The sequence below is a fragment of the Pectobacterium carotovorum genome, from assembly GCA_016415585.1.
In the GTDB taxonomy this organism is placed as follows: Bacteria; Pseudomonadota; Gammaproteobacteria; order Enterobacterales; family Enterobacteriaceae; genus Pectobacterium; species Pectobacterium carotovorum_K.
In genome coordinates, this window is record CP066552.1 from 2,414,649 (window position 1) to 2,434,541 (window position 19,893).

General features: G+C 48.2%; 16 protein-coding genes and 1 pseudogene. 6 read left to right on the plus strand and 11 right to left on the minus strand.

Translation table 11 applies throughout. The features are described 5' to 3' along the window. Window positions 1-11 precede the first annotated feature (11 nt). Window positions 12-1,184, minus strand: coding sequence for a mannose-6-phosphate isomerase (gene manA, locus JFY74_10670; protein QQG26621.1), 1,173 nt, complete (start codon window positions 1,182-1,184; stop codon window positions 12-14). A 239-nt stretch (window positions 1,185-1,423) separates the two neighbouring features. On the opposite strand from manA, the gene fumC reads away from it, so the two are divergent. Together fumC and JFY74_10680 are read left to right on the plus strand one after the other, a co-directional pair. Continuing rightward, a complete protein-coding gene (gene fumC, locus JFY74_10675) occupies window positions 1,424-2,821 on the plus strand; it encodes a class II fumarate hydratase (GenBank protein ID QQG26622.1) in 1,398 nt (465 codons plus the stop codon). A 294-nt stretch (window positions 2,822-3,115) separates the two neighbouring features. Beyond that, window positions 3,116-3,580: a hypothetical protein gene (locus JFY74_10680; GenBank protein QQG26623.1), complete on the plus strand. Its 465-nt coding sequence runs from the start codon at window positions 3,116-3,118 to the stop codon at window positions 3,578-3,580. Window positions 3,581-3,716: 136 nt separating this feature from the next. Here JFY74_10680 and JFY74_10685 read toward each other — a convergent pair whose 3' ends face one another. Next, window positions 3,717-4,985, minus strand: a complete 1,269-nt coding sequence (locus tag JFY74_10685; protein QQG26624.1) for an MFS transporter — start codon at window positions 4,983-4,985, stop codon at window positions 3,717-3,719. 114 nt (window positions 4,986-5,099) lie between these two features. Between JFY74_10685 and JFY74_10690 the strand changes: the two genes are divergently transcribed. After that, complete coding sequence (locus JFY74_10690; protein QQG26625.1) at window positions 5,100-5,996, plus strand: LysR family transcriptional regulator; 897 nt, start codon at window positions 5,100-5,102, stop codon at window positions 5,994-5,996. A 23-nt stretch (window positions 5,997-6,019) separates the two neighbouring features. Here JFY74_10690 and JFY74_10695 read toward each other — a convergent pair whose 3' ends face one another. Beyond that, window positions 6,020-6,688, minus strand: a complete 669-nt coding sequence (locus JFY74_10695; GenBank protein QQG26626.1) for a hypothetical protein — start codon at window positions 6,686-6,688, stop codon at window positions 6,020-6,022. Between the two features lie 708 nt (window positions 6,689-7,396). Here JFY74_10695 and JFY74_10700 point away from each other — a divergent pair. The 3 genes from JFY74_10700 to JFY74_10710 all read left to right on the plus strand — a co-directional run bounded on the left by JFY74_10700 (window position 7,397) and on the right by JFY74_10710 (window position 11,004). Beyond that, window positions 7,397-8,614: an ROK family protein gene (locus tag JFY74_10700; protein QQG26627.1), complete on the plus strand. Its 1,218-nt coding sequence runs from the start codon at window positions 7,397-7,399 to the stop codon at window positions 8,612-8,614. 134 nt (window positions 8,615-8,748) lie between these two features. Continuing rightward, window positions 8,749-9,414: an ATP-dependent dethiobiotin synthetase BioD gene (gene bioD, locus JFY74_10705; protein ID QQG26628.1), complete on the plus strand. Its 666-nt coding sequence runs from the start codon at window positions 8,749-8,751 to the stop codon at window positions 9,412-9,414. A gap of 102 nt (window positions 9,415-9,516) precedes the next feature. After that, window positions 9,517-11,004, plus strand: coding sequence for an MFS transporter (locus JFY74_10710; protein QQG26629.1), 1,488 nt, complete (start codon window positions 9,517-9,519; stop codon window positions 11,002-11,004). 62 nt (window positions 11,005-11,066) lie between these two features. Here JFY74_10710 and JFY74_10715 read toward each other — a convergent pair whose 3' ends face one another. From JFY74_10715 to JFY74_10750, 8 genes and pseudogenes are all read right to left on the minus strand, one after another. Further along, window positions 11,067-11,366, minus strand: a complete 300-nt coding sequence (locus tag JFY74_10715; protein QQG26630.1) for a DUF1161 domain-containing protein — start codon at window positions 11,364-11,366, stop codon at window positions 11,067-11,069. A gap of 102 nt (window positions 11,367-11,468) precedes the next feature. After that, window positions 11,469-12,089: a hypothetical protein gene (locus JFY74_10720; GenBank protein QQG26631.1), complete on the minus strand. Its 621-nt coding sequence runs from the start codon at window positions 12,087-12,089 to the stop codon at window positions 11,469-11,471. A 152-nt stretch (window positions 12,090-12,241) separates the two neighbouring features. Further along, entirely contained in the window at window positions 12,242-12,592 is a 351-nt protein-coding gene (locus JFY74_10725; protein QQG26632.1) for a DUF1283 family protein, read from the minus strand. Between the two features lie 318 nt (window positions 12,593-12,910). Then, window positions 12,911-15,247 carry a hypothetical protein gene (locus JFY74_10730; GenBank protein ID QQG26633.1) on the minus strand — a complete coding sequence of 779 codons (2,337 nt, stop codon included), beginning with the start codon at window positions 15,245-15,247 and terminating at the stop codon, window positions 12,911-12,913. Between the two features lie 323 nt (window positions 15,248-15,570). Further along, window positions 15,571-16,320, minus strand: a complete 750-nt coding sequence (gene ydfG / locus JFY74_10735; GenBank protein ID QQG26634.1) for a bifunctional NADP-dependent 3-hydroxy acid dehydrogenase/3-hydroxypropionate dehydrogenase YdfG — start codon at window positions 16,318-16,320, stop codon at window positions 15,571-15,573. Window positions 16,321-16,524: 204 nt separating this feature from the next. Continuing rightward, window positions 16,525-17,700, minus strand: a complete 1,176-nt coding sequence (locus JFY74_10740; GenBank protein QQG26635.1) for a histidinol-phosphate aminotransferase family protein — start codon at window positions 17,698-17,700, stop codon at window positions 16,525-16,527. Window positions 17,701-17,977: 277 nt separating this feature from the next. Then, window positions 17,978-18,328: pseudogene (locus JFY74_10745) on the minus strand (Tn3 family transposase). Window positions 18,329-18,387: 59 nt separating this feature from the next. After that, window positions 18,388-19,845, minus strand: a complete 1,458-nt coding sequence (locus tag JFY74_10750; GenBank protein ID QQG26636.1) for an efflux transporter outer membrane subunit — start codon at window positions 19,843-19,845, stop codon at window positions 18,388-18,390. Between the last annotated feature and the right edge of the window lie 48 nt (window positions 19,846-19,893).

Below are 19,893 nucleotides of genomic sequence, written 5' to 3' on the forward strand. Positions count from 1 at the left end.
TATGGAACAAGTTATCGGTTAAATACGCGAGCGAGACGCCCCTGTCCCTCAACCGTTATCGGTGACTCACTGGCTGAAATGAAGCAGGACTCTCCCGGACGTAGCGAGAGCCGCTGCTCATTTTTTTGCAGGACGGCATCGCCGTCAATACAAAATACAATGGCGGCACTGTTCTGGCTGAGCGTCTGTGGGCTTTGGCTCAGTTCGTGCAGCGAAAAAGCAAAATCCTCAACAGGAATCGGGAAGCTGAGTTCATTACCCTGTCGGTGTGGTGTCGTCAGCAACTGGTTTGCGGGTTTGGCTTCGAACATGACATTATCCAATAGCTCTGGAATATCAATGTATTTCGGCGTTAACCCAGCACGCAGCACGTTATCCGAATTCGCCATGACTTCTAATGCCACGCCTTTCAGATAAGCATGCGGCGTTTGCGCAAACAGGAACATGGCTTCGCCGGGTTGCAGCGTAATGACGTTCAGCAGCAGCGGAGAGAACAATCCGCTGTCGTCGGAATAGTGTTGTGTGATCGCACGGATGGTCGCCCAAGGTTCGTCATTTTGGCTATTGAGCGCGGCCTTCAAGACGCCGAGCGCGCGCGATTTTTGCTCACCTTCCATACTCAGCAGGTTAGTGAACAGCATGGCGAGATTCTTCGCGTCGGGCTGTTGTAAAAACGCGGTGATTGACGGATGTGCACCGGCAACCGGCTCCAGCAACTGCACAATTTCAGATAATTCTCGGAACCCATTCATGGCTTGAAAGGGCGTTAATGCGTAGACCAATTCCGGTTTGTGGTTGGCGTCTTTGTAGTTTCTTTCGGCCGCATCCAGCGGGATACTCGCGGCATTCTCTTTCGCAAAGCCTTGTTCTGCCGATGATTTACTGGGGTGAACCTGAATGGAAAGCGGCTGTTCCGCGCACAAGACCTTAAACAAAAAGGGCAATTCGCCAAAACGTTGCGCGATCGTTGCGCCAAGATGGGCGGTCGCGTCTTCTGCAATCACGTCTCGCAGGCTGCGGGTGTTGCCTTTTTCATCAATAATCGCCGAACTGCTTTTAGGATGGGCGCCCATCCAAAGTTCTGCCATCGGTAAATCGTTAGGGTTATCAATGCCATATAGCTCATTTAAGGCGTGCTTGCTGCCCCAGGCGTAGTGCTGGACGCAATTGAGCATTTTTTGCATGTCGGCTCCCTGCTATTACATTAATTGTTAATTTCTGTGATGCTGGCTGTTAATTACCTGAGTGATTATGAATACACTGCATCTTCTTCGCTTCATGGTAATGTTTTATGTAGCGCGATACCAGACAGTGTTAGTGGACCAATAAGCGCGATAAGGCCAGTGAGTGTTATCAGAATAGGCCCAGCGATGTGATTCGATGTCTTCTACTAGTTGAATGTGTATTTTAAGGAGGAAAGGTAATGAGCACGACGCGTAGTGAAAAAGACTCAATGGGACCGATTGATGTTCCTGCTGAACGGTTATGGGGCGCACAAACGCAACGATCGCTGGAACACTTCCGTATTTCTGAAGAGAAAATGCCCCGTGCGCTGATTTATGCGCTGGCACAAACCAAGCGAGCGGCAGCCCGCGTCAACATGGATCTCACGCTTCTGCCTGCCGATCGGGGAAATGCGATTATTCAGGCGGCGGACGAAGTGTTGGCAGGCCAGCATGCCGGAGAGTTCCCGTTAGCAATCTGGCAGACGGGGTCTGGCACGCAAAGCAATATGAATATGAACGAGGTGTTGGCGAACCGTGCCAGTGAACTGCTGGGGGGAGAGCGGGGCAACAATCGGCTGGTTCACCCCAATGATGATGTCAACAAAAGTCAGAGTTCTAACGACGTCTTCCCGACGGCGATGCACGTCGCAGCTGTAGTCGCGATCAACGAACACCTGATTCCTGAGTTGAAAGCGCTGCACGCCACGCTGGCGTCGAAGGCTGAGCAGTTTAAGGATATCGTCAAGATCGGTCGTACGCATTTACAGGATGCCACGCCGCTGACGCTGGGGCAGGAAATTTCAGGCTGGGCCGCAATGTTGCAGCATAACCTGAAGCATATCGAAAACAGTGTCCCGCACATTTGTGAGCTGGCGCTGGGTGGTACTGCGGTCGGTACAGGGCTAAATACGCATCCCGAATATGCGGTGCGCGTGGCAGCAGAACTGGCGAAATTGACTGGCCAGCCGTTTATAACGTCACCGAATAAGTTCGAAGCACTGGCAACCTGTGATGCGCTGGTTCACGGACACGGTGCCTTGAAAGGACTGGCGGCATCGTTGATGAAAATCGCCAATGACGTGCGCTGGCTGGCGTCTGGCCCGCGCTGTGGCATCGGTGAACTGAGTATTCCTGAAAACGAACCGGGCAGCTCCATCATGCCGGGCAAGGTCAATCCAACGCAATGTGAAGCGCTGACTATGTTGTGTTGTCAGGTAATGGGTAACGATGTCGCGGTGAACATCGGCGGTGCGTCCGGTAATTTTGAGCTGAATGTGTATCGTCCTATGGTGATTCATAACTTCCTGCAATCGATTCGCCTGCTGGCTGATGGTATGAAGAGTTTTGATGAGCACTGTGCGGTAGGGATCGAGCCAAACCACGATCGTATCACTCAACTGCTGAACGAATCTCTGATGCTGGTGACTGCGCTGAACACGCATATCGGTTATGACAAAGCGGCGGAAATTGCCAAAAAAGCGCACAAAGAAGGGCTGACCCTGAAGGCCGCTGCGCTCAAACTGAACTATCTGACGGAAACGCAGTTTGATGAGTGGGTTCGACCGGAAGAGATGGTTGGTAGCCTGAAAAAGTAATGGCGCGGTATTAGCGCGTTATCCCGCAGCCTGCTGGTGTTTATCAGCAGGCTTTTTCATTCTGGAGCATCGGTATACCGATGCAAATGTGGTATCAGCAGGCGAAGTTCGGCCGCTTTCGGTTTGTGCTTACGAACGATAGACCATTTAGTAAAATACGAATATAAATATGAATTATTTTTCAGCATCAATTAATTGTTAGTTAACATAAAGGAAAATCGCGAATTATGATATTTTTATTTTTCCTTTCAGTTATAATTAAGTTCATTTAATAAGCGTATTGAGAATAAAATTATGAATAATTTATCAGCATCAGTTAGTCATTCTCAAAAATCTGTAGTTATTAACACTAAATCCCTCCCAGAAAGTAATAAAAAAGAATCATGTGGTTTATTATCAAGACTTTTTAAAATAAAAAATAGAAATTACAATATAAAATTCAATACAAAGCCATCTGAAGTTGTAAAGGTATTTTCAAATAATTATGATTCGAAAAATGGAATCATAACAAAGACAAGGTATGAGAGTCATTTCGGTTGCAGTCAGGAACCTGCGCTTATCATATCTAAAGATAGAGATAATAATTTTTTATATTACAAAGGGAACACCGTAGATAACAAAGACATTAATGGTAAAAAAATCTCTTACTTACGATTAAATAAAGACGATTTTGCATATCAAATTAAAAAAGATTTTAATTTACCTCCGTTTGATATTCGGAAAATATTAACTATTGAGATAAGCGACTACAAATATTGATTTTTTTATGTTGACGGTAAAGTAGAGGGCGCTATGTAAGCGAGTTTATGAGGGTCATAGGCCATGAGAGCGTAAAAGATAAAGAGAGTAGCGCGGAGTTTACCTGAATGTAGGTAAACTCCGGTAAGAAGGGCGTTTAAAGGCGTTTTTTAAGCATCAGACTCACTCCCAGCGCGAGCAGTAAGAGTGCGCTCAAAAAGACGGTGATACCCATCCACCCAAACGCGTGCCAGAAGAATCCCCCCAGCGTGCCGGCCAGACTTGAACCCAGATAGTAAGAAAAGAGATACATTGATGACGCCTGACCTTTTGCGCGCCGCGCCCGTTGGCCAATCCAACTGCTGGCTACCGAGTGAGCGGCGAAGAAGCCGGCGGTAAAGAGCATCATCCCGCCAAAGATCGAGAATAGCGGGCTCAGTGCCGTCATTCCCAGTCCTGCTAGCATCAAAAGGATCGCAATACTCAGCACCGGGCCGCGTCCGTAGCGAGCCGTTAATGCACCGGCTTTTGGCGAACTATAACTCCCTGTGAGATAGACAATGGAAAGTAAGCCAACCACTGCTTGACTGAGTAAATAAGGCGAAGCCAGCAACCGATACCCAATGTAGTTAAACAGGGTAACGAACGCGCCCATCAGTAAAAATCCCTCAAGGAACAGCAGCGGTAAACCTGAATCGCGCCAGTGCAGTTTGCTATTCAGCAGCAGTGTTTTCGGGCGCAGTGAACCGGGACGAAAATGCCGTGATTCGGGTAGAATACGCCAGAACGTGATCGCCGCAATGAGCGCCAGTACGCCGATCGTGCCGATAGCAACCCGCCACGGGAAATAATCCGTTAAAACGCCACTAACCAGACGTCCGCTCATGCCGCCAATCGAGTTTCCGCTGATATATAACCCCATCGAAAACGCCAGCACGCTGGGGTGAATTTCTTCACTCAGGTAGCTCATGGCGACGGCCGCAACACCGCTTAACGACAGGCCCATCATCGCTCGCATAATCAACACGCCGTTCCAACTGGTCATAAATGCGCAAATGATGGTGCAAATTGCAGCCAGCATTAAGGACACAACCATCACATTCTTACGACCGATCGTGTCGGAGAGTGGGCCAGTGAACAGTAGCCCAAACGCCAGCATCACGGTCGATACGGAAAGCGACAGGCTGCTGGTCGCTGGCGAAATACCGAAATCCTGAGATAGCACCGGCAGCAGCGGCTGAACACAATACAGCAGGGCAAACGTCGCTAAACCAGCAGAAAACAGCGCCAGCGTGACGCGCATAAATTGCGGCGTACCACGCGTGATATAAGGCGTTTTACCAGAAGACTTAGGGGCAATATCATCCGCATCGTCGGCTGTAGAAATAGGCCAGCCATTTGGTGCAGAAGATGGCAGATTACTCACAATAATTCCTTACCAGAAAAGGTAAATCAGGCGTAAAACAACAATGGAGCGATCATAGAAGAGTGATATTGTTTTGTATAATATATTAATAATCATGATTGATACGTTTAAAATATGAATATTGAATTACGCCACCTTCGCTATTTTATTGCGGTCGCTGAAGAGCTGCATTTTGGCCGAGCCGCAGAAAGATTACGCATTTCCCAGCCGCCACTGAGCCAGCAGATTCAAATTTTGGAGGAGCAGGTGGGGGCAAAGCTTCTGGCACGTAACAACCGTAATGTCCAGCTAACACCAGCTGGCAAGATGTTCCTGAAAGAAGCCTGGTCAATTATCAGCCAAGTTGATCAAGCGGCCGAACGCGCATCTCGCATTCAACGCGGCGAAATTGGGGAATTAACGATTGGTTTTACGTCGTCCGCGCCGTTTATCAAAAAGATCTCCAGCAGCCTGCTGCGTTTTCGCCAAATCTACCCGGAAGTGCATATTCAGATGATGGAGCTTAATACCAAACAGCAAATTGAACCGCTGCTGAACGGTAAGCTTGATATCGGCATTATGCGCAACAACCCGTTGCCAGACGCATTGGATCATCAGTTGCTGCTGAGTGAACCGCTGATTGCCGTCGTGCAGGAGTCCCATCCGTTAGCGCAGCAGGACGCAGGGCGTGCCATCAGCATTACACAGCTGGCGAATGAACCGTTTGTTTTCTTCTCCCGTGCGGTTGGAACCGCGCTGTATGATGATACGCTGACGCTGCTGAAACGCTATGGCATCAGCCCCTATATTACGCAAGAAGTGGGCGAGGCGATGACCATCGTTGGGTTGGTATCCGCGGGATTAGGCGTGTCCATCTTGCCTGCGTCGTTTTTGCGTATTCGGGTCGATGGCGTGAAATATTTGCTGCTGGAAGAAGAGGACGCCACAACGGAAGTTTGGTTGGTGACGGCACGACATCAGCCGCAAAGTGCTGCTGCGAAAGTACTGATGTCGCTGATGCTGGAAAAGTAACAACTAAAACCGTCTTTCCTACGTTATTTTCTCATACTCCCTATCATGTTGTATGGAGTATGACGAACTTCAGGTAATGCTTTCTTTGAATATTCACCATGTATATAGACATCTTCATCCATGTTATTCTTTAAACCATTACGCATAAAAACGGGCTCTTTGTTTCCATAGCATATTATTTGTCTATTTGTTGCAATTGACATTGCAGCTGCTAATGTATCTCGGCTTACTCCACCCGAATAGCAGGAAATTAAATGCAATGGTTTCGCATTTCTATCTCCATTACTGTGTAAGTCTAAGCCAAAATCTTTTTTAATGCGAGCGACAAATTCAGTTGCGTTTAAACTAATATAAGGGTCATTCCCTTCGATGTCTTTATGGTTTACCGTATTTCCTTTGTAGTATGCAAATTTACCCTCTGAAGAACCATGTATAAAGATAGCCGGTTCTTGCCTAGGACCAAAATGACTTACATATCCCGTTTGTTGTATGCAGCGATGCTCTGAGTTGTGATTGTTTGAAAAAACTTTTGCAACTTTTGCAGGTTGTTTATTGACATTGACATTGACATTGACATTTTTCGCCCTGCTAAAATGGGATAAAAACCCAAATAATGTTTTTTTCACTCCATTATCAGGTGTGGATTTGTTGACATTCATGATAGTTGGTATTTTTGTGTAACTGATCTTCATAATAATATTTTAAATTTTCGGCTATTCTGGATTGGGGAAATTATTAAAAATCAATGGTAACCATTGGCTTTTAATGTATCTATTATAATTCGCTCTTCATTGAAGAGTATTCGCAACGCGCCAAGTGGCTATAGGGTGACTACTACGAAGTAGGGCATAGACGGCAATGTCTCACGGATATTGAGAAGAGAATATTTTCAATATGTGAGAGATGTCACATAACGAATCAAATATTTGACGGCTTTAGTGAAAAGCCCCACCATACCCGCAGTTTTTTTATTTTGCAGCGTGAAAAATAGTCATGCAGCGGTAGTAAAGATGAATTTTTCAACAGCAGTGCCCATTATACCCAAGATCCTCCGGGGTGCAGGACAAAACGTATTCGTTTTGAACAACGCGAAGCGTTAGCCCTTTAGGCGATGCTCAGTCATGAGCATCGTAACGCGGTAAGGGAAGGACAAATTCGTCGGGAACGAATTTGACCAGCCAACGGCTGGCCTTCGGTGAGAGACAGGATGTCTCTCCCTCATCCCGATGAGCTTACTCAGGTAAGTGATTCGGGTGACTGACAAATCTGCCAGAGGCAGATTTGAACGCTGCTTGCAGCGGCCCCAACGGGGCAAGGTCCACGCAAGTGGAGCGAGTAACGTAGCCAACGTACATGCAGCTTGAAGTATGACGGGTATATAATGAGTAGGAGCTAGGTTTGTGATAGCCGACGGTCAACCAGGACACATCGATCAAATCAAACAAATGAATGCCGGAGCGGCGTATCGGCTGATCGATAAGTACGGCCCGATATCACGTATCGAACTGTCTAAACGCACTCAGCTCGCGCCTGCCAGTATTACCAAAATCGTCCGCGAACTGCTGGAAGCCCATCTGGTACAGGAAACTGAATATCAGGATGTGGGCAGCAGGGGGCGTCCCGCTATCGGCCTGATTCTGGATACAGAAGCCTGGCACTATCTTTCTGCACGCATCAGCCACAATACCCTGTTATTGGCGCTGCGCGATCTCAGCAGTAAACTGGTTGTAGAAGAAGACATCCCACTTCCCGCAGAAGCGCCGCAGCCGCTGCTTGATCGTATTTTGAATGAGATCGACCTATTTTTTATTCGTCATCAAAAACGGTTGGAGCGACTAACCGCCATCGCGATCACCGCACCGGGGATGATTGATGCCAGCAAAGGTATTATTCACCGGATGCCGTTTTACGACGTTGAGGAAATGGCGATTGGCTCGGCACTGGAACAGCGTACGGGGTTGCCGGTGTATTTGCAGCATGATATCTGCGCATGGACGATGGCCGAAGCGCTATACGGCGCATCACGCGATTGCCAAAATGTAATTCAGGTGGTGATCGATCATAACGTCGGTGCAGGCGTGATTACCGGCGGACGCATTCTGCATGCAGGAAGCCGGAATCTGGTCGAAATCGGGCACACACAGGTCGATCCTTATGGAAAACGTTGCTATTGCGGCAATCACGGCTGTCTGGAAAACGTCGCCAGCACGGAAAACATGCTGGAGCTGGCACAGCAACGTATGAATACTTCAATGAGTTCGCTTCTGCACGGCTCACCGCTTAGCGTTGAGAGCCTGTGTGACGCCGCGCTCAAGGGCGATCAGTTAGCCAAAGATATCATTAATGATGTCGGTCATAACGTAGGCCGCATTGTCGCCATCATGGTGAACCTCTTCAACCCCGATAAAATTCTGGTGGGATCCCCTCTGAATAAAGCTGCCAGCATTCTACACCCCGCCATTTTAGGCTGTATTCAACAGCAATCATTTCCACCCTATAGCCACAACATTCAGGTGGAAGCAACCCAGTTCTACAATCAGGGCACGATGCCTGGTGCCGCACTGGTAAAAGACGCGCTTTATAACGGATCGCTGCTGGTTAAACTGCTACAGGGGTAACCATAAAGACGTAGAGCACCAAAACATTGCGCTAACGCAAACTGCCTGGATGAGGCATAGCCTAGACTTTCATGCTTGGAAAGCATTTTGGCTGTGCTTGTTTTTTTGGTATTCAGGTGGTCTGGAGTTATCCCATGTTGAAACGTATTTTTGTCACTGGTACTGATACCGCCGTTGGCAAAACAGTGGTATCCAAGGCGCTACTGCAAAAACTGGCGCTGGCAGGCAAATCGGTTGCGGGCTACAAACCGATAGCAAAAGGGTGCGAAGAGACGGAAGCGGGGCTGCGTAATAAAGATGCACTGCTGCTACAAGCCGCCTCCACGCTAGAATTGCCCTATAACATGGTTAACCCCATCGCACTCCGAGAAGATGAAATCAGCGCCAGTGAAGGAACCATTGATTACTGCACGATGACGCAAGGCCTGCGTCACATGGGCGAAACCGCTGATATTGTAGTCGTTGAAGGCACGGGCGGATGGCGGACTGTCATGAATGATCTGCGTCCGTATTCCGAATGGGTGGTGCAGGAACAGCTGCCTGTTGTGCTGGTTGTTGGCATCAAACTGGGTTGTATCAGCCATGCGCTGCTGACGGCACAGGCGATCATCAATGATGGTTTACCGCTGGTTGGTTGGGTCGCTAACCGTATTAACCCCGGGCTGGCTAATTACGCAGAAATCATTCACGTTCTGCGGAAAAAAATTCCGGCACCACAACTGGGCGAACTGCCTTACTTGCCACGCGCTGAGCAGCGGGATCTCTCGTCTTATATCGATCTTTCTGCCGTCAGCTACTAATTTCTTTCATCTTCTATTCCCGCTTCTCTGCGGGAATAAATTTTCTCCGGCACGCCACCTGTTATACTCACTGGCAGTTTTTCTTCTTATCCTGAAAATATAATGAAAACAGAGAATAACCAGAAACAAATACCTGTCCCGCATCGCCATTGGATTTTAATTGCCTGTATGTTGGCCATGTTCACGGCTGCGATTGAAGTGACGATTGTCGCCACCGCGCTACCCACCATCATCGCAGATTTAGGCGGGTTTTCCCTATTGGGCTGGGTCTTTGCGGGTTATTTGCTGACGCAGTCGATCAGTATTCCAATTTATGGCCGATTGGCCGATCTGTATGGCCGCAAAAAGATATTCTTCTTCGGCATGATCGTGTTCCTGCTGGGGTCGATTCTGTGCGGATTTTCGACGCAGATGGGCTGGCTGATTGTCTTCCGCACCTTGCAAGGACTGGGGGCGGGCGCGATTACTCCGATTGCCTTCACTATTGTTGCTGATGTTTACAGCTCAACCGAACGCCCCAAAATACAGGGCTATTTGTCCAGCGTGTGGGGCTTTTCCGCGATTATCGGCCCGCTGTTGGGGGCGTTTATCGTGCAACACTTCAACTGGGCTTTGGTCTTCTGGGTTAACGTGCCGATTGGGCTGTTCTCCATCTTCCTGCTGGCTCGTTATCTGCCAACGATGAATACCGTGCGCCAGCATCAGTTGGACTGGATGGGGGCGTTTTATCTGATCGTATCCGTCGCCAGTTTACTGATGGCGCTGCTACAGGCTGAGGTGTTTGGCTACTGGGTGATCCCGCTGCTTGCGATTTCCGCCGTGGGCAGCATTCTGCTGGTTCGACAGGAAAAGCGTACGCCGGAGCCGCTGTTTCCGCTGGCGCTGTGGCGCAATCGGGTCATTATCGCCGGTAACCTCGGCGGGTTAGTCGTCGGGGCAGCCATGATGGGCGTGAGCGCCTTTTTGCCGACGTTTATTCAGGGCGTAATGGGTAAAACACCGCTGGAAGCAGGCAGTATACTGGCGATGATGTCGATTGGCTGGCCGCTGGCCAGCACGCTAAGCGGGCGGTTAATGCTGTGGACGTCTTACCGGTTTACGGCAATGCTCGGCGGTATTGTGCTACTTATCGGCAGCCTGACGCTTCTGACCGTTCAGCCGGACAGTAATCTCATGTGGGCACGGCTCGCAGCATTTTTGATCGGCTCAGGAATGGGGCTGAGTAGCACCACGTTTTTGGTATCGATACAAAACTCGGTGGACTACTCCATTCGCGGCATCGCAACGGCCTCTGCCATGTTTACCCGTATGCTGGGTTCCGCGTTGGGAACGGCAATCCTTGGTGCCACGCTGAACATCAGTCTGCACTGGCGATTGCCGGAAGTAAGCGATCCACTCCAGACGCTCATGGATCCGGCTAAGCGCATCCTGCTGAGCGTAAACCAGCTCGATACGCTGGCATCGCAAGTCGCCTCGTCAATCCACGGGGTATTTATCGTTTCGGCACTCATCGCGGCCATCACGCTGCTTTCCGCCAGAATGATCCCAGCAAGCCAGCGGCCGGGGCAGGCTGAAACCAGACAAAAATAAGGCAAAAGAAAAGGCGCGAAAGCGCCTTTTGAACATCTATGCTAGAACATCTAGAGGAAGGGCTACGGCGTGGTCGTCGGCTGGCCTTCTGTTGGCACTGGCGCACTTTCCGTATTGACGTCGCCCTCAGCATGGCGGGTGTAAACAATCTTGTGAGAATCACTCTCGCAGTGACCAACCACCTGACCACCGGCCTGATTCACCTGATCGTTCGGGACGATATCCAGCGTAAAACCAGATTCTGGTACGCCATTGGCGATGATTTTCTGGGTAATATCCGCTTTCACGCTTTCGCAAGATGCCTGTGCAGCCAACGGAGCAACCAAGAATAACGCGGCACCAAAAATAACGGTTTTTTTCATCTTTTGATCCTTTTCTCTGAAAAAGTCTCTTTGAGTATATCAAACGATGACGATAACGCGAAAAAGCCGCGAAACCCGGCCATTGCTGATGGCCGGAGAAAGCTAAACGCAGGGCCCAGTGGCGCAGCCATACATCATAAATAGTGGGAAAAGGATAACTGCCGGAACCATGAGAGGAGCAAGTAGCACCTCTTTGTCGGAGTTATCGCTGTTATTGATCACAACGGGGATGGGCTGCGGCAAGTGTCCATTTTCTGTCGGGCTGACCAGTGACCCTTTTTTCTTACTGAACGTGCCTTGCGCGCTAAACGTCACTTCGCCTTTTCCCATCGTCGTGGGAATCTGTGCCGCGTAGAGCTCACGTAAATCGATTTTCTGCTCTTTGGTCAATCGGCGAGTATCAATCATGTTTTTATAGCTTGCATAGACTTGACCATTATTACGGAGAGAAAAGTCGACCCTCACACCCGTGATGATGTCTTTATAATCGCGATAAAACGCATAATAGTCCCGATACTCCTTTTGCGTTCTTGCGTCGGAGAATTTGTAAACGTAGGTATTGGACTCAGCGATAAGTGTCCCGTTGTTATTGGCGATATGCGTGATGTTGTCCGTTTCTGGATACGTGCTTGCGCATGAACTGACCAACAAGCACATCATGAGCAGGCCCCACAGTTTTATGTGAAAAGGACGTGAAAATAATCGAGCTAAATCCATATTCATCCTGATGCACTCCATTTTGGATAAAAATGTGTGTTGCTACGATATAGCGATAATCGTTGAGTGTAACGGTGATGTCACCTTCGGATACAGGCTAATTTGCTGCACTACAAAGAAAAAAGGGGAAACCCACGCCTTCCGGCATGGGTAAAGTATCAGGGGGCAACCGGGCGACCAGTACGACGATCGAGGCAGCGATCGGTGGTGTTTTCCCAGTAAGCATTGACGTTGTAGCTGGCGTTGCATTTTTCACGCCCATCAATGGCTTTTTCAGTTTTATCGAATTCTTTCTCAACGCGGTTGTTCACTTTATTACGCAGTGAACGCGTTGAATCCCATTGCTCCTTGCTTTGACGCGCCGTTTCTTTTGATAACGCGCTGTCGCCGGAATCGACAATGATATGGCGCGTATCAGCCAGTGCGGTAGGCTGCCAGGCCGCGGAAACGATAACCAGAGAAAGCGGGATGAAGGCCCGAATCAAAGAGGAAAAAGAGTAGTGGTTCATGTTTCACCTTGACAGAACGAATGATAAAAACAAACGCCGATGCTGCAGAACGATAAAGCGCACGGCAAGCGATAGACAACAAAAAGCGACCGCTGTTCCCTGTAACCTTCATGCTTCGTGCAAAACCAAAGGTTGCCTATTAGAGAGAAGTATACATCCTTCGCTTCAATGGTACTATAATCGGCCGATCCGTTGGTTACCCCATAGCTGTTGCATAGTAAAAACATGGTATTAGCTAAAACCAAGACAACGCTGTCAGTATCAGAAGACCACATTTCTGCTATTAAGTACTCAAGAGCTCAATAGATTGTTGCGTATTCATTTCTCTAATCTATCCAGTTCTCGTAGTCGGTTCCTTATATCCCTTTCCGTATCTTTGAAGACAGATAAAAATTTATTTTTCATCATATCTGCATGCGATTGGCTAGTCTTTTCACCCTCTGGGTAAATGTGTGCGGAATCAAAATCTATGACAGAAAAACCCTGATCAAGGTTATATATAATATTACCTTTATTAATATCATGATGAACAATTCCTTTGTCCCTTAGGTAATTGGAAAGGGTTTCGTGTGGATTTTTTTTTATGCTTATCGACATGGCATTTAGTATTTCTTTATCTGAAACCACGCTAACTTCGCTTAATGGAACCCCTTCAATTTTTATTAATTTTGTTGCAACTGATGATTTTTCATTTGCATGCTGAGTAATCATTATGGTGGCAGAGTTAGGCCCATAGTACCGATTGAAACCTTTTACATTATTTTTCGCGGATTGGATTCTTGAACGGTTATTTTTATCGAAATAACCTTTATATTTTTTTACAATATATCCATTTCCTATGTCATACACTGTGCCAATGCTTCCTTTAGCAATTATATTTAGAGTGTTAATATCATCAAAATCTATATTATTACTGGAGGAATCATATGGCGAGCAAAACTTACCCAAATTAGCCCCTCTTTTTTTTCTAATACAACCTGTTTCTTCAATCATTTCATTCTCTCTTTCCTCTTTTGGCCTTTGTAAAGATTTATTTTTCTGAACTGGCAAGATTTCAAGATTATTTTCTTCATTACGATAAAATTTCTTGCCCCAAAAAAAACCGGCATCAATATTTATTTGAGCCAGTATTTCTCGTCCTTTTACCTTTCTGACAACAGCAACGTTAAGATTCTTATCATATTCAGGGCAATAAAGGGATTCAACCTTAATTGTCTTTTTGAGAGGAGCCTTCAGATGCCATTCATTTTCGGCTAGTACAACTTCATAAGTATCACTATGAGTCTTTGAAGCATCGTAGATAAATGATTTGCCTGTTGCAGAGTCATGCCGATATGGAACCAGATGACCATACACTTCGATGACTCTCAATTTTTTAGGATAGGAAGAAAATTTATTATTAGCTCTATATATCTTTGTTTTATCCGTTATACCAGAAGAGCAGCGATAACGCGTTCCAATGGAAAACTTTTGTGCAACCTGTCGTTCCTGCTTACTGAAACGGTTAAATTTACCATTTCCTGTCGTCTCCCATTTGTTTGCAAAATGGTTAAAGTAAACTTGATACTTCTGTACATCACCTTCTGCCACTCCAGGAACTAGAGCAAAAAAACGTCTATTGTGCTCTTTGATAGGGGTGCTTAAAACTTTCCCCTTGATTTCCACATCAATATGATTAACACCATTTTTGATATGAAATATAGGTAAACCAATTTTTTTTCCTGCTGTCGGTTCCATACTAAGACTCATTTTTTCCGTACGGCTGACTTCCATAATGCTGAATTTAGCCTGCTGCATAATTTTCTGTATTATAGAACTTATTTCCTCAGGAGGAGTTTCCTTCCCCTCTAAATCATTAGCAGCGAGTTCAAGAAGCGGCCCTACAATATTTTGTGCAATGGCGAAATGTTTCCCCCCGGGAATAAGAACAACTAGAAGTGATATAGCTTCATCAATTTTTTCGACAATGTATTTTATTTCTTTAAATTCATTTGGTAATACACAGCCTGATTTTTCAATACCAGTTATTTTATTAATTAAATCAGTGAGTTCTTCGGTTGGTTTTCTGAGGGTTTTACCAATATGGCGTACTACCTGTGGGAAAGTTAAATTTTGCAGGAAAGATAAAACCTGCGGGAAAGATAAACTACGTAGGTCGTTTATACAGGAAAAATTTAAAATTTTTGAAAGTTCCCTGATTCTAAGAGGAAAAGGATGTTTCATGTTTTTAGGGGCGATTATGGCATGGCGTGGTAGTCGTATCAACGCTGTATCGTTGCTAATATTTCCCCCGCCGCCTATAGTAGGTATAGTATTTGTAACTGATGATAGGCTAACGTTATTTTTAGCTATTTTTTGCAGCATGTTATCAGGGGGAAATATTCGCTCTTTAACTGTCAAATCACCTTCTTTTCTGAAGGGGGATGAAGGCGTTACCGTGCTGTTTTGCACGGAACTAAGAATAGAAAATAATTGTAATGCAGCGTGTGTAGTGTCCTGTCTGTTTCTATTATCGGCATGGCGCCCTGGCTGCATAGCCATTTTTTTAACGAGTGAATGTAGTGTTTGGTTATCCCCATATTTTCTTTCCAGCCAGTTTGCATGATTTCCTATAGCTTGTCGTTGTTGATTATAATTTGGTAATATTTTTGGCATATTTATCCACATCTAATGTTTTAGTTACACATGTAAGTTACAATTTTTTGTTTCTAACTTCATGAGGGATTCTTGCTTATTAAAAATAGTATTTCTTCTATAAAAAAATCTTTCTTACTGGGAACGTTATGAGGTTCAAAATAAAAAATGAAACTTGATATTTTTTCCAGTGATTAAGCGCACTAAACCCGCACAGGCAGAGATGTCAGTTTCTGCAGGCTGTAGCAATTATGCGAAGCTATTAGATTAGGCTAAGAATGATAAACCGACAGAGAAAGGCATGAAACCGCGTTCATGCCCTTAATTCTCGTATCTGGTGGTTATCAACTTTCGCGATGTACGCTTAGCCCAGCAAAAGATTGGCTGACTGGCATCATTTCCAGCGTGTTGATGTTGACGTGTGCTGGCAACGTGGCAACCCAGAAAACAGCTTCAGACACATCTTCAGCCGTCAGCGGCGTTGTGTTGTCATAGGTTTTACTGACTTTGTCGTCATTACCTTTGAAACGCACGGCCGAGAACTCGGTTCCACCGACCAGACCCGGTTCGATATTCGTTACGCGGATTTGGGTGCCAGACAGATCGGCACGTAATCCCAGGCTAAACTGCTGTACGAACGCCTTGCTGGCACCGTACACGTTACCGCCCGCATAAGGCCAGTTTCCTGCGGTAGAACCGATGTTGATGACATGACCGATATTACGCTCCACCATGGCTGGCAGCAGCGCGCGCGTCATGAACACCAGCCCTTTGTTGTTGGTATCGATCATATTTTCCCAATCATCTACCGATGCTTTATGCGCAGGCTCAAGACCCAGCGCCAGTCCGGCGTTGTTCACCAGCACATCAATCGTCCGCCATTCGGCAGGCAGGGTGGCAACGGCCTGTTCAATCGCCTGACGGTCGCGCACATCCAGTTTTAACGGATACAGCGCATCGCCCAGTTCCGCCTTCAGCGCATCCAGACGTTCCTGGCGGCGACCCGTCGCGATCACTTTATGGCCTGCGCTAATAAATTTACGCGTAATTGACTCACCAAACCCAGCGGTTGCACCGGTAACAAAAATAATCATGCTCTTTCTCCCTGACCGTTTTCATATTCTGCTTGTGCCTGATATCAATATAAATAATGAAAGGCATGCGATCATTTAGCCGTGCAATTCCCCGTGGGTCAAGCGTTACTCCAGTTTCAACAATGCAGTTTGGAAGTATCGCCCCTCTGATCAAGGGGCGGATGTCGCACTAACGCGGTGTGACAAGAGCGGAATGACGGAGAATTAAATACAGTTTTTGTTACGGAATTCGCGCATGATGTCCGCAACCCACTGCATTTCCTGCGGTGTACCCAGTGAAATACGACACCAGTTATCCGCAGGCGGAAATGCACGACCGATCAGTACGCTCGCATCTGCCATATGCTTTTGGTAATCCTTGAGCGGCACGACCAATTGGTGGAAAACAAAATTTCCCTCCGACGATAAGTAAGGCAATTTCAGGTCATCCAATGCCTTCAACAGGATTTGGTGCGACACATCATTACTCTTCTTGCTGTAGGTAATAAATGCCGAATCGTTCATCGACGCCAATGCAGCATCCACGCCGCTAAAGTTGATTTTTTCGCCCGCCACATATTTTCCCATCAACGCAATCACAGTTGGATGCGCGACGGCATACCCAACGCGCATACCATGTATTTTTGAGAAGGTTTTGAGCAGAATAATGTTCTCTGCACCCTGAGTAATCATCGGCGAAATAGAGCGAAAACGCGGGTCATTGACGAACTCGGCGTAGGCCTCATCGACAATAAACATCGTATTGGCAGGCTTGCTGGCAATCCACGGTTCGATTAAGTCCGCAGGTATAATTGTACCCGTTGGGTTGTTGGGGTTGACCAGATAAACGATGGAAGGGCCGCTGTAACTGGCAACGGCCGCTTTTAGCCCTTCAATATCGAACGCCCAGTTATCGAGCATTTTGACTTTCGTGACTTTAATTCCGGCAATTTTGGCAAAATGCTCGCCGTCACCGTAGGTTAACTCCGGAATGACCAGCTGTGCATCTAGCGACGCATAGGCTTCGATTGCTGCCCGGATGCCTTCGGATGAACCAGCCGTCAGCAAAATAGAAGGTGCGCCAACCTGATGATGTGCCGCCAGTTTGTTGCCAAGCATCAAAATCTCATTCTTTGCGTAGCGATTAGCTTTCACGACGGCATCGCGTGCAGCAGCCTGCGCCTTGGGTGACATACCCAGTGGGTTTTCATTGAAATTAATGCGGATTGGGTTATCGGCCGATGGTGCGGTAAAGGCTGCGCGCTCAGGCTGTGTCTCGGCAAAAACTCGCGAGCTTAACCCTGTTGTTACCGCCGCCATCCCCAGCAGGACGCCAGAAAGTTTTAATAATGCTCTGCGTTTCGGGTTTAAAACGTCGCTTTCATTGATTAAAAAATTCATCAAAACACTCTCCTTAGTTGCATAATGGCAAGAGAGCTGAAGCATAAAGTACGCCAATTTATCGCATTGAGTAGCTTCTAATCCCCTGTCAAAGGGGTCGACAAGTATGCCCGTATGACGGGAAATTTCGCCTTTTCTGACGCACTGATCAAAGGTAAAAAATTGATTTATTCACTGGGTGATTAAATCGAGAGATATGAATTAGTTATGCACATGATGCATGGAATGATGCATTTGCCCTCGATGAGAGAGTAGGGGTCAGTTTGGATATCGAACATTATTGTACGTTAAGGTTGTTTTTTGACCTTTCTACTTTAGCTGGCCTCAGCCGACGAAACTTACCGGAAGACAGTATCCGGTTGCTTTTCCAGATATAATCGCCTGTCAGATTGATGTGCTCCCAGCCTAACGGCGACAAATGCGACAGTAGTTGCTCGTTGATCTTCAGCCCTTTACGCTTCAGGGCATCGACCGCTCTTTCCATATAGACGGTATTCCACAGCGAGATCGCTGCCGTCAGCAACGTCAGTCCACTGGCGCGATAGCTCTGATTTTCCGGTTTTCGATCCCTGATTTCACCCAGCCGGTGCAGGAATACCGCACGCGCCAGCGCGTTACGCGCTTCTCCTCTTTTCATCTGTCCCCCGGTTATCAGTCAGCAATTAGAATGTGAATCTTCGCTGCAGCTTACGGTGCCCTGGTGTTTGTTTCTGTTGGCTGCCAGCCTCCGCCTAGCGCCCTGAACGTAGCAACAGCCGCGCGCGCAGATTCTGTCTGCGCCTGCGCCCTGGCGTCGGAAGCCTGTAACAGGGTTTCATCGTTGTGCAGGACGTCCATCAGGCTTGCCGTTCCCTGCCGGTAAGCGATAAAAGATGACTGGCGGGCGCTGGCCAGGGCGGTTTCACCGCGGGTCAGCGTGGCGGCCTGTGTTTCACGATTGACCAGGGCGGAGAAAGCATTTTCGACGTCTTCGGTGGCGCGTAATACCGACAGGCGATAGGCCGCGAGCGCTTCGGCTTCCTGACCTTTCGCCTGATCTATCTGGGCGTTGATGCGACCAAAATCGAAGAGCCGCCAGCGCAGTCCCAGCACGGCTGCCGACTGGCTGGCACCGCCGGAGAACAGGTTGTCGCCCGACACAGCCGTCGCGCTGCCGAGCAGGGCACTGAGTGAAAACTTCGGATAATACTCACTGACCGCCACGCCGATACGTGCACTCGACGCCGCGAGATGGCGCTCCGCCACGATAATATCGGGTCTGCGGCGCAACAGGTCGGCAGGTGTGCCCGTTGAGGTTATCTGCGGAGCCTGCGGTATGGCACCCGGCAACGCTAACTGACTGCGATGGGTGCCGGGAGGCGTGCCGAGCATGACATCTAATGCATTCATCGCCGCATCAAGCCCGGTACGGAGAACCGGTACGGTTGCCTGAACCTGCGCCAGTTCCCCTTCGGTCTGGCGAACCTGATACGCCGGAGCCAGTCCTTTAGCGTTCAGGAGTTGTACCTTTTCCAGCAGCTCCTGCTGCGTACTGACCTGTTTCTCCGCGATGGACAGCCGGGTTTGTAATCCGCGCAGGGTGATATAGGTATCGGCAGTCTGAGCCGCGACGGCAAGACGGGTTGCGGCGACGCCCGCTTCGGAAGCCTGATAGTCAGCCAGTGCAGCCTGACGCCCGCGTCGCAGCCCCCCAAATACGTCAATCTCCCAGCTTGCGTTGAGATCGGTTTCATAGCTATTGCCGTAGCGATTATAATCCGGCGTTGCGCTGAGAACCTGACCCAGCGGGGTTTCGGCCGACTGATACGCGCGTGCCGCTTGCCCGCTGACGTTCCCTGAAGGTAACAGCGCTGCTGTGGCCGCGCCCAGTCCGGCGCGTGACTGGGCCATGCGGGCGGTGGCCTGTGCGAGATCGAGATTCTGCGCGAGGGCGTCGGTAACGTACTGACTTAACAGGGGATCGCCGAAGCCGTCCCACCAGACGGCAAAACTGGCGGGTCTGGAGGCGCTTCTCTGCTGGACGGCAGACTGTGCCTGATAGCGTTCAGGAAGGGGGGCATCCGGGCGATGATAATCCGGCCCGACGGCGCAACCCGCCAGTAAGGCGCTGCTCACCACCAGTGCAAGAGTACGGAGGGGGAACATTGATATTCCTTGAGTCAGTTTTGAAGTGTGACTACATTACCAAATGGT

Coding starts and splice junctions, on each gene's coding strand:
- JFY74_10725 (QQG26632.1), bottom strand. CDS start 12,592: ATGAACCACTACTCTTTTTCCTCTTTGATTCGGGCCTTCATCCCGCTT.
- ydfG (QQG26634.1), bottom strand. CDS start 16,320: ATGATTATTTTTGTTACCGGTGCAACCGCTGGGTTTGGTGAGTCAATT.
- JFY74_10690 (QQG26625.1), top strand. CDS start 5,100: ATGAATATTGAATTACGCCACCTTCGCTATTTTATTGCGGTCGCTGAA.
- JFY74_10710 (QQG26629.1), top strand. CDS start 9,517: ATGAAAACAGAGAATAACCAGAAACAAATACCTGTCCCGCATCGCCAT.
- bioD (QQG26628.1), top strand. CDS start 8,749: ATGTTGAAACGTATTTTTGTCACTGGTACTGATACCGCCGTTGGCAAA.
- JFY74_10730 (QQG26633.1), bottom strand. CDS start 15,247: ATGCCAAAAATATTACCAAATTATAATCAACAACGACAAGCTATAGGA.
- manA (QQG26621.1), bottom strand. CDS start 1,184: ATGCAAAAAATGCTCAATTGCGTCCAGCACTACGCCTGGGGCAGCAAG.
- JFY74_10715 (QQG26630.1), bottom strand. CDS start 11,366: ATGAAAAAAACCGTTATTTTTGGTGCCGCGTTATTCTTGGTTGCTCCG.
- fumC (QQG26622.1), top strand. CDS start 1,424: ATGAGCACGACGCGTAGTGAAAAAGACTCAATGGGACCGATTGATGTT.
- JFY74_10750 (QQG26636.1), bottom strand. CDS start 19,845: ATGTTCCCCCTCCGTACTCTTGCACTGGTGGTGAGCAGCGCCTTACTG.
- JFY74_10680 (QQG26623.1), top strand. CDS start 3,116: ATGAATAATTTATCAGCATCAGTTAGTCATTCTCAAAAATCTGTAGTT.
- JFY74_10740 (QQG26635.1), bottom strand. CDS start 17,700: ATGAATTTTTTAATCAATGAAAGCGACGTTTTAAACCCGAAACGCAGA.
- JFY74_10695 (QQG26626.1), bottom strand. CDS start 6,688: ATGAAGATCAGTTACACAAAAATACCAACTATCATGAATGTCAACAAA.
- JFY74_10720 (QQG26631.1), bottom strand. CDS start 12,089: ATGAATATGGATTTAGCTCGATTATTTTCACGTCCTTTTCACATAAAA.